Annotated in this window: 9 protein-coding genes; 7 read left to right on the top strand and 2 right to left on the bottom strand. The window is 70.6% G+C overall.

Features of this window, described 5'->3' with window-relative positions; all coding sequences use genetic code 11:
• Nucleotides 1-52: 52 nt before the first annotated feature.
• Both polA and AN216_RS18425 read left to right on the top strand, forming a co-directional pair.
• A complete protein-coding gene (polA, locus tag AN216_RS18430; RefSeq protein ID WP_070197823.1) occupies nucleotides 53-2,773 on the top strand; it encodes a DNA polymerase I in 2,721 nt (906 codons plus the stop codon).
• 295 nt (nucleotides 2,774-3,068) lie between these two features.
• Nucleotides 3,069-4,877, top strand: a complete 1,809-nt coding sequence (locus AN216_RS18425; RefSeq protein WP_070197793.1) for a lytic transglycosylase domain-containing protein — start codon at nucleotides 3,069-3,071, stop codon at nucleotides 4,875-4,877.
• Nucleotides 4,878-5,040: 163 nt separating this feature from the next.
• Here the strand turns inward: AN216_RS18425 and AN216_RS18420 are convergent, their stop codons facing one another.
• Nucleotides 5,041-6,495, bottom strand: coding sequence for an MFS transporter (locus tag AN216_RS18420; protein WP_070197792.1), 1,455 nt, complete (start codon nucleotides 6,493-6,495; stop codon nucleotides 5,041-5,043).
• A 156-nt stretch (nucleotides 6,496-6,651) separates the two neighbouring features.
• Entirely contained in the window at nucleotides 6,652-7,485 is an 834-nt protein-coding gene (locus AN216_RS18415) for a class I SAM-dependent methyltransferase (RefSeq protein ID WP_070197791.1), read from the bottom strand.
• Nucleotides 7,486-7,832: 347 nt separating this feature from the next.
• On the opposite strand from AN216_RS18415, the gene rpsA reads away from it, so the two are divergent.
• From rpsA to AN216_RS18390, 5 genes are all read left to right on the top strand, one after another.
• Nucleotides 7,833-9,377, top strand: a complete 1,545-nt coding sequence (gene rpsA / locus AN216_RS18410) for a 30S ribosomal protein S1 (RefSeq protein ID WP_070197790.1) — start codon at nucleotides 7,833-7,835, stop codon at nucleotides 9,375-9,377.
• 261 nt (nucleotides 9,378-9,638) lie between these two features.
• Nucleotides 9,639-10,211 carry a tetratricopeptide repeat protein gene (locus AN216_RS18405; RefSeq protein WP_070197789.1) on the top strand — a complete coding sequence of 191 codons (573 nt, stop codon included), beginning with the start codon at nucleotides 9,639-9,641 and terminating at the stop codon, nucleotides 10,209-10,211.
• A 180-nt stretch (nucleotides 10,212-10,391) separates the two neighbouring features.
• Nucleotides 10,392-11,342: a PAC2 family protein gene (locus AN216_RS18400; RefSeq protein ID WP_170843166.1), complete on the top strand. Its 951-nt coding sequence runs from the start codon at nucleotides 10,392-10,394 to the stop codon at nucleotides 11,340-11,342.
• A gap of 202 nt (nucleotides 11,343-11,544) precedes the next feature.
• A complete protein-coding gene (locus tag AN216_RS18395; protein ID WP_070197787.1) occupies nucleotides 11,545-11,976 on the top strand; it encodes an SRPBCC family protein in 432 nt (143 codons plus the stop codon).
• 182 nt (nucleotides 11,977-12,158) lie between these two features.
• Entirely contained in the window at nucleotides 12,159-12,914 is a 756-nt protein-coding gene (locus tag AN216_RS18390) for an alpha/beta fold hydrolase (protein ID WP_070197822.1), read from the top strand.
• Nucleotides 12,915-13,249 lie beyond the last annotated feature (335 nt).

Here is a 13,249-nt window from a genome sequence, read left to right as displayed (position 1 = left end):
GCTCAGGATCACGTCCGAGCCGGTTGTCAGTGGCGCGTGCGAGTATGCGGGCGTGGCAAAGACAGCATCCAGCGGCACCGAATCCACCGACACCGTTCCGCGCCTGCTCCTCATGGACGGGCACTCCCTCGCATACCGAGCGTTCTTCGCGCTGCCCGCGGAGAACTTCTCCACCACGACCGGCCAGCCGACGAACGCGATCTACGGTTTCACCTCGATGCTGGCGAACACCCTGCGTGACGAGGCGCCCACGCACTTCGCCGTCGCCTTCGACGTCTCCCGGAAGACCTGGCGCTCGGAGCAGTTCGCGGAGTACAAGGCCAATCGCTCCACAACCCCCGACGAGTTCAAGGGGCAGGTCGAGCTGATCGGCGAGCTGCTGGACGCGATGCGGGTCAAGCGCTTCGCGGTGGACGGCTTCGAGGCGGACGACGTCATCGCCACGCTGGCCAGCCAGGCGGAGGCCGAGGGCTATCGGGTGTCGATCGTGACCGGGGACCGCGACTGCTTCCAGCTGATCACCGACAACGTCACGGTGCTCTACCCGACCAAGGGCGTCTCCGAGCTCACGCGCTTCACCCCGGAGAAGGTCCGGGAGAAGTACGGCCTCTCACCACAGCAGTATCCGGACTTCGCGGCGCTGCGCGGCGACCCCTCGGACAACCTGCCGGGCATCCCGGGCGTGGGGGAGAAGACCGCCACGAAGTGGATCAACCAGTTCGGCTCCTTCGCCGAGCTGGTGGAGCGGGCCGACGAGGTCAAGGGCAAGGCCGGGCAGAACCTCCGCGAGCACCTGGACGCGGTCCGGTTGAACCGCGTCCTCACCGAGATGGTGCGGGACGTCGAGCTGCCCGAACGGCCCGCCGACCTGGCCCGGGTGCCGTACGACACCGAAGCCCTCCGCATGGTGCTGGACGCACTGGAGTTTCGCCACCTCAACTTCCGCGAGCGGCTGTTCGCCGTCGATCCGGCCGCAGCGGAAGCCGAGACGGAGGCTGATCTGGCCGCCGGCGTCGAGCTGGACGGTCGGGTGCTGGACGACGGGGAGCTGCCCGCCTGGCTGGCGGAGCACGGCACCGGACCGCTCGGGCTGGCCACCGTCGACACCTGGCGACTGGGCAGCGGGACCGTCAGCGAGATCGCGCTCGCCACGCCCGAGGGAGCAGCCGCCTGGTTCGACCCGTCGCAGCTGGACGAGACGGCGGAGCGGGCCTTCGCGGACTGGATCGCGGACGTGAGCGCACCGAAGGTGATGCACGACGCCAAGGCCGTCATGCGGGTCTTCGCTGACCAGGGCTGGCGGGTCGCCGGGGTGACGATGGACACCGCGCTCGCGGCGTATCTGGTCAAGCCGGGCCGTCGGTCCTTCACGCTGGACGGCCTGACCGTCGAGTACCTGGGCCGGGAGTTGCCGCGACCCGTCGAGGGCGGCGGTCAACTGGCCTTCGGGGCGGACGAGCAGGCGGAGGCCGACGCCCTGATGGGCAAGGCCCGCGCCATCCTGGACCTCGGCGAAGCCTTCGAGGAGCGGCTGGCGGAGGTCGGCGCGGCCGAGTTGCTGCGTGACCTGGAGCTGCCCACCTCCGCGCTGCTGGCCGACATGGAGCGCGCCGGCATCGCCGCCGATCGGGAGTGGCTGTCCGGCCTGGAGCAGCAGTTCGCGGACGCCGTGGGACAGGCGGTCACGGACGCGCACGCGTCGGTGGGGCACGAGTTCAACCTCGGCTCTCCGAAGCAGCTCCAGGAGGTGCTCTTCGGTGAGCTGGCGCTGCCCAAGACAAAGAAGATCAAGACGGGTTACACCACCGACGCGGACGCGCTGGCCTGGCTCGCCACCCAGACCGAGCACGAGTTGCCCCTGCTGATGCTGCGCCACCGCGAGCAGCAGAAGCTCCGCACCACCGTCGAGGGCCTGATCAAGACCATCGCGGCCGACGGCCGTATCCACACGACCTTCTTCCAGACGGTCGCCGCCACCGGCCGGTTGTCCTCCACGGACCCCAACCTGCAGAACATCCCCGTGCGTACGGACGAGGGCCGGGCCATCCGCAAGGGATTCCGGGTCGGTGCGGGCTTCGAGTCGCTGCTGACCGCCGACTACAGCCAGATCGAGCTGCGGGTGATGGCGCATCTCTCCGACGACGAGGGCCTGATCGAGGCCTTCACCTCCGGCGAGGACCTGCACGACACGGTCGCCTCCCAGGTCTTCGGAGTGCCGCGCACCGCGGTCGACGCCGAGATGCGTCGTAAGACCAAGGCCATGTCCTACGGCCTCGCGTACGGCCTCTCGGCGTTCGGCCTGTCCCAGCAGTTGTCCATCGCACCGGACGAGGCCCGCCGCCTGATGGACAACTACTTCGAGCGGTTCGGCGGGGTGCGGGACTACCTGCGCCGGGCGGTGGAGGACGCGCGAGCCACCGGATACACCGAGACCATCATGGGCCGACGCCGCTATCTCCCGGACCTGACGAGTGACAACCGGCAGCGTCGCGAGATGGCCGAGCGGATGGCGCTGAACGCGCCCATCCAGGGGACGGCGGCGGACATCGTCAAGGTCGCCATGCTCAGGGTCGCCGAGGCGTTGCGCGAGGCCGGGCTGCGTTCCCGGATGCTGCTCCAGGTGCACGACGAGATCGTGCTAGAGGTCGCCTCAGGGGAGCGCGAGAGGGTCGAGGAGCTGGTGCGGGAGCGGATGGAGGGGGCGGTGCGCCTGCGCGCGCCCCTCCGCGTCTCGGTGGGATCCGGCGGGGACTGGGACTCCGCCGCGCACTGAGCCCCCGGACCGCCCTCGACACCGTGTCGCGCGTGCGTCCCCGCACGTGTGCCGTGTCGTGCCGCGCTCGTGCGGTGCTGTGCGCGCCTGAGTGAGTACGCCGCGACGTACGCGTCAGTCGCTGACCGTCGCCCGTGCGACCGCTTCCTCGGGATCGCCGCGTGTGGTCGGCCAGTTGAGCCGGACCTGGGCGTTCCGGTCGTAACTGTGCCTCGTGGGCGCTGACTTATGGCCTGTACGTGGCGTAGGGTCACCCGTTGTCGGTGTCCGCAGGGGAAGAGGGCGGTCGGATTTCATGAGGCGATACCGTGGCAGGCACGCAGCGGCCAAGTCCGCCGAGTTCACCGGGCCGCGGCTGCGCAGGGGCGTGAGTACGGCCGCGGTCGCGGCAGCCGCGATGGCGGCGCTCACCGCTTCGCAGGCTCCGGGACTGAACGCCGCGTCACCGGGTGAGGACGACGAGGGGCCACAGTCCGAGGCACCGCGTGCGGAGGGCCCGGGCGACGACTCGTACCACACCGAGTTGCCCCCGCTGGAGTCGCCCGATCCCCAGCGCCCGGACGGTGACAAGCCGGAGAAGGACGACGCCGGCATACCCGCGACCGTCCTCGACGCGTACAAGAAGGCGGAGGACGCCGTCGCAGCCTCGGACGGGTCCTGCGAGCTGCCCTGGGAACTGCTGGCCGCCATCGGCAAGGTGGAGTCCGGCCAGGCGCGTGGCGGTGCGGTCGACAGTGAGGGCACGACGGTCGAGCCGATCCTCGGTCCGGTGCTGAACGGCAAGGGCTTCGCGAAGATCGAGGACACCGACCGCGGCGTCTACGACGGCAACGCCACCTACGACCGCGCGGTCGGGCCGATGCAGTTCATCCCCTCGACGTGGGCGCGTTGGGGCGCGGACGGGAACGGCGACGGTCGCAAGGACCCCAACAACGTCTTCGACGCCGCGCTGGCCGCCGGGGAGTACCTCTGCGCCGGAGAGCGGGACCTGTCGGCCAAGGCTGAGCTGGACAGCGCCATCCTGAGCTACAACCGCTCCCAGGACTACCTGCGTACGGTGCTCTCCTGGTTCGAGTTCTACCGTTCCGGAGTGCACGAGGTGCCGGACGGTGAGGGGCCCTTGCCGGAGACGCCGAGGGAGCGCACCGACCGTCCGTCCAGCCCGGTCGGGAAGGACCCCGGGAAGGACGAGCCGGAGGGTGACAAGCCAGGTGACAAGCCGGGTGGCGGAAAGCCCGGCGACAAACCGGGTGGCGAAGAACCCGGTGACAAGCCCGGTGATGAGGACCCCGGCGGGGACGAGCCGGGCGAGGAGGACCCCACACCCTCGCCCGACACGCCCGCGGAGCTGGAGCGGGTGAGTGCCGAGAAGGCGACGGTCACCGCGGGCGACGAGTTCACCGACGTGTTCCGGACGAAGGTCACGGACGAGCGGGGTGAGGTCGCCAGGGACGTGCGGGTGCGCTACGTCATCGATGGCGAGACCGAAGCACGCTTCGCGAAGGACGACGCACAGCGGGCCACGACGACCACAGACCAGAAGGGCGTCGCCACCGCGCCGCCCCTGCTGGCCGGCGAGCAGGCGGGCAGCTTCACCGTACGGGCCGAGGTCGTGGAGCACGACGAGTTGACCGCCGAGTTCACCGCGACAGTGGAAGAGCCGGAACCGGAACCGGAACCGGAGCCCGAGCCGGACGAGTTGACTCGTCCCGACAAGACCCCGATGACCGCCGTGGCCGGTGGCGCCTTCGCCGAGCGGGTCACCGTGCAGGCCACGCGGGAGGGCGAAGCGGTGGCGGAGACCCCGGTGACCGCCACCCTGGTCACCGAGGACGGAAAGCCGGCGGAGGGCGCCGACGCACCGTTCTTCGAGGACTCCGAGGGCAATCCCGTGCACTCCCTGGAGGGACGGCAGACCGGTCCGAAGGGCCAGTTGACGCTGCCGCAGCTGTACGCCGGTGAGCTGGCCGGGAAGTACCAACTGCGGATCACCACTGACGTGGCGGACGTCGATCCGCTCCTGGTGGACCTGGAGGTCACGAAGAGGCAGGAGGAGCCAGCGCCGCCCTCGGACTCGCCGACACCCAGCCCCAGCTCCTCGTAGCGGGCCGGCGCTGCCGTCGCGACCCCTGACCCGCACGGCGGTGACGTCAGTGACCGTGCTCCGCGACCGGTTCCCCTTCTCCCGGCGCGGGGCGCTGCCCCGTGCGGCGGCGGGTGCGGCAGGCTCGTACGGCCGAGGCGGAGGCTCAGTCAGTCGTCAGCCGTCAGCCGTCAGCCGTCCGGCGGGTCCGCAGGTCCGCGAGGGAGGCCAGGAGCGCCAGGGCGACGAAAGCCACCGACACCCCGAGGCTGTACCGAAACGCCGCTGCCCAGTCCCCCTCGGACACGGCGAGCCGGGAGAAGAAGACGCTGCCGACCGCCGCGATCCCCATGGCCGAGCCGATACGCTGCCCCGTCTGGAGCACCCCGCCCGCGCTACCGCCCTGTGCGGGCGGTACGGCGGACAACGTGAGCGTCTGGTTGGGCGCGATGACCCAGCCGCCGCCGAGGCCGGCCAGCAGCAGTGGTAGCGCGACCGCCAGGCCCACCCGGTGGCCCGGCACCTCGTACACCGCGAAGATCACCAGGCAGAGGCCGAGCAACACGGCCGTCAGCGCGACCGTGACCAGCGCGCGGCCGTACCGCGCGACCAGCCGCCCGCTGAAGCCGGCCGCCACGGCGCCGCCCACCGCGAAGGGCGTGATGGCCAGACCCGCCTCCAACGCGCTGTAGCCGAGTCCCGCCTGCAGATAGAGGGTGAAGACGAAGAAGATCGAGGTGAATCCGGCGAAGTAGAAGAGCATGATCAGCGAGCCGAAGGTGTACGACCGCTGTCGGAAGAGCGCCATGTCCACCAGGGGTTGGGCCCGCCGCCCGTGCCGTACCTCCCACCAGGCGAACAGCGCGAACAGCAGCAGCCCGGCCGGCACCAGCAGCCACTTGCCCGCGCCCGGCCACTGCCGTTCCTGGATCAGCGGCAGCAGGACCAGGGCGACCCCGCCGCCCAGCAGCAGCACGCCGAGTCCGTCCAGATCCCGCGCACATCGCTGGGCGCCGTGCTCCGGGCCGGGCAGCAGGCGCCGGGCGAGGACGAGCGCGACGAGACACACCGGGAGGTTGACGTAGAAGATCCACCGCCAACCGTTGGCGACACCGAACAGCTCGATGATGAAGCCGCCCAGGATCGGCCCCACGGCGGTGGAGAGACCGACGACCGCGCCGAAGTAGCCGAACGCCCTGCCCCGCTCGGCTCCCCGGAACATCTGCTGGATGAGTGCCGAGACCTGCGGTGTCAGCATGCCGCCGGCGAGCCCTTGCAACAGCCGGGCCAGCACCAGCCAGGTCGGGGTCCGGGCTGCCCCGCACAACGCGCTGGCCACGGTGAACAGCATCAGCCCGGCCATGAACAGCCGGCGTCGGCCGCGTGCGTCGCCCAGCCGTCCCGCGGGCACGAGAAGCAGTCCGAAGGCGAGGGCGTAGCCGGAGAGGACCCACTGGATGGCGCTCTCGGAGGCGCCCAGTCCGGTGCGGATGGACGGCAGCCCGACGTTCACGATCGAGACGTCGAGCAGCGTGATGAATCCCGCCAGCAGACAGACGGCGAGCGCCTTCCACCGGTTGGGATCCGGGACATGGCCCGGAGCGCCCGGGGTGGAGCTGGCGTCGGCCGTCGCGGGCACGCTTGGTCCTTTCCTGGGGCTCCGGGGAGGGGGTGTCTCCGCCTTACCACACTGGGCGGTCGGGCAACCGCCGGTGAGGCGAGCGCCGGAGTCCCGTCCGCTCGGCTCTCCGGGCCCGTCGTGCCGTACGTCCGAGGGCGGCGGCGTCCCCTCCGCTCAGCCGTCCTCGGCGGCCCGCTCGCAGACGAAGATCGCGGTGCCCGGGATGAGGGCACCGCGCAGCGGGGACCAGCCGCCCCACTCCTGCCGATTCCAGGAGGGCCATTCCGGTTCCACCAGGTCGATCAGCCGGAGACCGGCGCCCACCACGTCCCGTACCCGATCACCCACCGTCCGGTGGTGCTCGACGTAGACCGCGTGACCGTCCTCGCCCTGTTCGACGTACGGCGTCCGGTCGAAGTACGAGGCGGCCACGGTCAGTCCCTCCGGACCCGGCTCGTCCGGCAGCGCCCAGCGCAGCGGATGGGTCACGGAGAAGACCAGGCGCCCGCCGGGCCGGAGGACACGGTGAGCCTCACGCAGCACGGCCCCCGGCTCGGCGACGAAAGGCAGCGCGCCGTAGGCCGAGCAAGCCAGGTCGAAGGAGGCGTCGCGAAAGGGCAGCCGCCCGGCGTCCGCCTGCACCAGTGGCACCGTCACGTGTTGCGTGCCGCCGATCCGGCGCGCGTGCCGAAGCTGGCCGTACGACACGTCCAGGGCGACCGGACGGGCCCCTCGCGCCGCCAGCCAGCGTGCGCACTGGGCGGCGCCGGCGCCGATCTCCAGCACCCTGCGACCGGGGAGCTGGTCGACCGGCCCCAGCAGCCCGGCCGCCGTCTCGGTCAGTCCCTCGGGGCCCCAGACGAACTCGCTGTCGCCCAGAAAGGCACCGTGCTCCCGCTGGTAGTCGTCGGCGTTCCGGTCCCACCACGCTCGGTTGGCCCGGCTGCTCTCGATGCTGCCGGCGGCCCGGCGGGTGGCTTCCGGTTCGGGTTCGGGTTCCTGGGTCATCGCGCCCGTCGTCGGTCGGTGTGTCGGTCGGTGCTCGGGGTGGGTTCGGTGGCTGGCAAAATGCTGGTCGCCGTGTCGATACGGGCGTGCTCAGCGGATCGCGCCGGAAATGACTGACGTGTTGCGGATGCCCGCTTTCGTGCGTTGACCGTGCCCGGCTGCCCCCGTATGCTACAAGTTGCGCTGCGGGCCTGCGCTCCTCAGACATAGCAGGTCGCGCTCGCATCCTGTTCAGTATCTCCTCGGATTCCGGCCGTTCGGCTTCCGACTGATGTGCAGTGGTGCGACAAGGGTTCCCGGCGTAGCAGTACCTACGACTCAATGTCCGTACCGGAGCCCTTTACCACATGACGAGCAGCACCGAGACCACCGTGACCACGCCGCAGGTTGCGGTAAACGACATCGGTTCCGAGGAAGCCTTCCTCGCCGCGATCGACGAGACGATCAAGTACTTCAACGACGGCGACATCGTCGACGGCGTCATCGTGAAGGTCGACCGGGACGAGGTCCTGCTCGACATCGGTTACAAGACCGAGGGCGTCATCCCCTCGCGGGAACTCTCGATCAAGCATGACGTCGACCCCAACGAGGTAGTCGCGGTCGGCGACGAGATCGAGGCACTTGTCCTGCAGAAGGAGGACAAGGAAGGCCGCCTGATCCTCTCGAAGAAGCGCGCGCAGTACGAGCGTGCGTGGGGCACCATCGAGAAGATCAAGGAAGAGGACGGCATCGTCACCGGCACGGTCATCGAGGTCGTCAAGGGTGGTCTCATCCTCGACATCGGCCTGCGGGGCTTCCTCCCGGCTTCCCTGGTCGAGATGCGCCGAGTGCGGGACCTCCAGCCGTACGTCGGCAAGGAGCTCGAGGCGAAGATCATCGAGCTGGACAAGAACCGCAACAACGTGGTGCTGTCCCGCCGCGCCTGGCTGGAGCAGACTCAGAGCGAGGTCCGGCAGACCTTCCTCACCACCCTGCAGAAGGGCCAGGTGCGCTCCGGCGTCGTCTCCTCCATCGTCAACTTCGGCGCCTTCGTGGACCTCGGCGGCGTCGACGGCCTGGTGCACGTCTCGGAGCTGTCCTGGAAGCACATTGACCACCCCTCCGAGGTCGTCGAGGTCGGTCAGGACGTCACGGTCGAGGTGCTGGACGTCGACATGGACCGCGAGCGGGTCTCCCTGTCGCTGAAGGCGACGCAGGAGGACCCGTGGCAGCAGTTCGCCCGCACACATCAGATCGGCCAGGTGGTGCCCGGCAAGGTCACCAAGCTGGTGCCGTTCGGCGCGTTCGTCCGGGTGGACGAGGGCATCGAGGGTCTGGTGCACATCTCCGAGCTGGCCGAGCGTCACGTGGAGATCCCGGAACAGGTCGTCCAGGTCAACGACGAGATCTTCGTCAAGGTCATCGACATCGACCTGGAGCGTCGTCGGATCAGTCTCTCGCTGAAGCAGGCGAACGAGGCCTTCGGCGCCGACCCGACCGCCGTCGAGTTCGACCCGACTCTCTACGGCATGGCCGCGTCGTACGACGACCAGGGCAACTACATCTACCCCGAGGGCTTCGACCCGGAGGCTAACGACTGGCTGCCCGGCTACGAGAAGCAGCGTGAGGAGTGGGAGCACCAGTACGCCGAGGCCCAGGTGCGCTTCGAGCAGCACCAGGCGCAGGTGGTCAAGTCCCGCGAGGCGGACGAGCAGGCGGCGGCCGAGAGTGCCGCGGCTGGCGGTGCGCCCGCCCAACAGGGCGGCGGCGGTAACGCCGGTGGCGGCGGCGGTGGCGGCCAGGCCGGTGGCGGCGGCTCGTACTCCTCGGAGTCCACCGAGGACTCGGGCGCGCTCGCTTCCGACGAGGCGCTTGCCGCCCTCCGCGAGAAGCTGGCCGGCGGCCAGAGCTGATCGGGCTGGTGCCCATCGCGGCTTGGCCGCGGTGAGGACGTGACCGTGCGCTGCTGAGACGGCGACGGATGGTACGGCTGAGAGGCCCGCACTCCGGGCGTAAACCCGGGGTGCGGGCCTCAGCTGTGCCCGCGTGCCATTGCCGGCTCGCACCCTTACCGGGCGCCTCGATATCCGGTGGGTGCCGGCCGACGGAAGTGTGAGACTCGTTCGATGGACAGTGACCAGCAAGTATCCCGAATGGCGCAGCCGTCCCCACGAATGGGGGCATCATCGAGCGGGCCGCGGCCCGAGGCGACCTGGGAGGACTGGGAACGCCGCGTCGCGCTCGCCTGGGACTCCCTCGAGGAGCACAGCGCCGACGCGTTTCGTCAGCTGATCGAGGAACTCGCCGCCGAACTCCCCGTGGGCAGCGCCGTCGCCGACTTCGAGCGTGGCTGTTCCTTCGACTCGACCGGCCATCCCGCCCGAGCGGTGGAACTGTACGAGCAGGCACTCGCGGCCGGGCTCACCGGGATACGCCGGCGGCGCGCGGTGATCCAGCTCGCCAGTTCGCTCCGCAATCTCGGCCGGCCCGCGGAGAGCGTCACGCTGCTGACCCCCGAGCTGGACGCGCCCTCCGACGAACTCGATGACGCGGTGCGGGCCACCCTGGCGCTGGCCCTCACGAGCCTCGGCCGGGACCGGGAGGCCGTGTCGCTGGTGATCACCGCGCTGGCCCGGCACCTCCCCCGTTATCAACGCTCGATGACCCGCTACGCTCGGCAGCTGGTCGAGACCGACGCCGCGGCAGCCGACAGCACGGAATCAGAGCAGGACCGGCCACCTCGGTGAGAGGGTGGCTCCTGGGAATGCGCGTGGCCGTCGGTGTGTTGGACCGGCAGAGCGTACGAGGAGCCGGCGGTCGCGGATGAGTCCCGAGTGGCTTGGACGGTCGGGCACACCGGTGGGGCCGGCGGACCTCCGAGTGCGTTCACGGTAACGAAGGAGCTGAGCGTGCGGGAACCGCAGGGCATGTACGAATGGGAGCCGAGCGGGCTCCGGGCCGTCGACGAGATCGTGGACGCGGCCGAGGCCGGGGGCCTGGTGTTGCTCTACCACTTCGAGGGGTTCATCGACGCCGGGGACACCGGTGACCAGATCGTCGAACGGCTGTTGGACACCCAGCCGCACCAGACGGTCGCCCGCTTCGACGTCGACCGGCTCATCGACTACCGCGCCCGCCGCCCCGCCATGACCTTCGAGCAGAACCAGTGGACGTCGTACGACCTCCCGAGTCTGGAGTTGCGGCTGCTGCGGGACGCGACCGGGGCGCCGTTCCTGCTCCTGTCCGGCCCGGAACCGGATGTCGAGTGGGAGCGGTTCACCAGGGCCGTCCGGGAGATCGTCGAACGGGTCGGGGCACGACTCGCCGTCACGTTCCACGGCATCCCGATGGGCGTCCCGCACACCCGACCGGTCGGCCTCACCCCGCACGGCAACCGCACCGACCTGATGGCCGGCAGCCACGCCCAGTTCGAGGAGGCGCAAGTCCCGGGTAGCGCTTCGGCGCTGACGGAGTACCGGCTCGCCGAGGCGGGGCACGACGTGCTCGGGGTGGCGGCACACGTGCCGCACTACATCGCCCGCTCGACCTATCCGGACGCGGCGCTGGTCGTGCTGGAGAGTGTCACCTCGGCCACCGGACTGGTGCTCCCGGACATCGCGCTGGCGCTGCGCGGCGAGGCGCTGCGTACCCAGAACGAGATCGAGCGACAACTCGCCGAGGGTGACGAGGAGTTGGTCTCGGTGGTGCGCGGTCTGGAGCAGCAGTACGACGCGATGGCCGGCGCCGAGACCCGGGGCAGCCTGACGGCCGAGCCGGTGGAACTTCCCTCCGCGGACGAACTCGGCGCGGTGGTCGAGCGCTTCCTGGCCGACCGGGAGAAGCGCGACGGCACCGGCGGAGAACCAGGCGTGGGTTGACCCGGACCTCCGCCGGGCCCCACCTGCTGTGCCACTCCGGCCCGGGTCGCGCCGGTCACGCGCGCCAGACACAGCACACGAGGTTCTCCGGGTGGTGGGGCGCCGTTCTGACGAAGCCCCCTGAGCGTGACCCGGACCCGTAAGGCCCTGGGCGGACCGGCCACCAGGGCGGCCATCCATCGGAGCGTGCCTGGAGGAGAGCATGACCGTTCGTCAGCAGATCAGCGTCCAGGCCCCGCCAGCCGCCGTGTGGGCGGTGCTGGTCGACATCGAGTCCTGGCCGGAGTACGTGTCCACGGTGACATCGGTCCGGAAGGACACGCGGGGGGCGCTGGCGGCGGGTTCCCGGGTACGTGTCAAGCAGCCCGGTATGCCGGAACTCACCTGGACGGTCACGGAGTTCACCGAGGGCCGATCCTTCACCTGGATCGCCTCCGCGGCCGGCGTGACCACGATCGGCGGGCACCGCCTGCGGGAAGCCACGGAGGGCGGCTGTGAGCTGGAACTGACCATCGAGCATCGCGGTTTCCTCGCGCCGTTGCTCAGGGTGCTGACCTACCGGCGTACGCGGCGCTACGTCGGGAACGAGGCGAACGGCATGCGGCTGCGAGCCGAGGCACGGGCCCGGGAGTGACCACCGAGGCGGCCGGGGGCCGGACCTGTCGCTGCCCGCTGCCTTCCGCGAGTCCTTCCAAGTCATCGGTGTGGCAGGATCGTTGCCGTACGACAGCGGCCCCGCCGCTTCGACCGACCCGATGAGGCGAGCGCGTGACCAAGGCGATTATCCGTGACGGTGTCACCCTCGGCTACGACGACATGGGGGCTGGTGAGCCCCTGGTACTCGTCCACGGACACCCCTTCGACCGTACGATGTGGCGGCCGCAGGCCGAGCACTTCGCGGCACGCGGCTGGCGGGTCATCGTGCCGGACCTGCGCGGCTACGGCGAGTCCGAGGTCATCCCGGGCAAGACGCCACTGGAGACCTTCGCCGGGGACATCGCCGCGCTGCTGGATCACCTCGGCGTCGGGGACATCGTGCTCGGTGGCCTGTCCATGGGCGGGCAGATCGTCATGGACTTCCACCGCCAGTACCCAGAGCGGCTGCGTGCCCTGCTGCTCGCCGACACCTCCGCGCCGCCGGAGACCGAGGAGGGCGTGCGCAGGCGACGTGCGACGGCGGACCGGCTGGTCCACGAGGGCATGGCGCCGTACGCCGACGAGGTGCTGGCGATGATGGTCGCCCCGGCGAACATCGAGGCGTTGCCCGAGGTCGCCGAGCACGTGTTGCGGATGATGCGGGACACGCCGCCCGAGGGGGCGGCAGCGGCGCTTCGGGGCCGTGCCGAGCGACCCGACTACGTCTCCACGCTCTCCCGGGCCGAGGTGCCCACGCTGGTCGTGGTCGGCAGGGAGGACGAGTTCACCCCCCTTGAGGACGCCGAGTTGCTGCGGTCGTGCGTGCCGGGAGCGGAACTCGTCGTCGTCCAGGGGGCGGCACACATGCCGAACCTGGAGCGTACGGCTGAGTTCGACGACGCGCTCGGCACCTTCCTCGACCGGCTCAGCCGGTAACGCACATCGACGCGGGCGGGGATCGGTTCGTCGCCCGGAAAACCGGCTGCGAGGGGCGCAGGGCCGGTGCGAGGGTGGGGCGGCGCTGCGCCTGCCGTGGTGTGCCCCGGCGTCATGGACCGAGGGCCGCCCCCGTCGCCGCGTGCGCCCCGCGTCACCTACCCCGGGGACGGACCGCCTGGAAGGGAACCCGAGATGACCTCCACCGTGGCCGGGCTACTGGCCGAACCCGTACGGCTGCGGGTGTTCTCCGCGGTGGTGCTGGGCGCCGACTCCGCCACGGCGGCCGGCGCCGCGGCCGGGACCGGGCCGCGGGAGACGGCCGACGCGCTGCG

This window comes from Streptomyces oceani (assembly GCF_001751245.1).
GTDB classification, from domain to species: Bacteria; Actinomycetota; Actinomycetes; order Streptomycetales; family Streptomycetaceae; genus Streptomyces; species Streptomyces oceani.
This window is presented reverse-complemented; position numbering and strand designations above follow the sequence as displayed.

Coding starts and splice junctions, on each gene's coding strand:
- AN216_RS18425 (WP_070197793.1), top strand. CDS start 3,069: ATGAGGCGATACCGTGGCAGGCACGCAGCGGCCAAGTCCGCCGAGTTC.
- AN216_RS18405 (WP_070197789.1), top strand. CDS start 9,639: ATGGGGGCATCATCGAGCGGGCCGCGGCCCGAGGCGACCTGGGAGGAC.
- AN216_RS18400 (WP_170843166.1), top strand. CDS start 10,392: ATGTACGAATGGGAGCCGAGCGGGCTCCGGGCCGTCGACGAGATCGTG.
- AN216_RS18390 (WP_070197822.1), top strand. CDS start 12,159: ATGGGGGCTGGTGAGCCCCTGGTACTCGTCCACGGACACCCCTTCGAC.
- AN216_RS18395 (WP_070197787.1), top strand. CDS start 11,545: ATGACCGTTCGTCAGCAGATCAGCGTCCAGGCCCCGCCAGCCGCCGTG.
- AN216_RS18415 (WP_070197791.1), bottom strand. CDS start 7,485: ATGACCCAGGAACCCGAACCCGAACCGGAAGCCACCCGCCGGGCCGCC.
- rpsA (WP_070197790.1), top strand. CDS start 7,833: ATGACGAGCAGCACCGAGACCACCGTGACCACGCCGCAGGTTGCGGTA.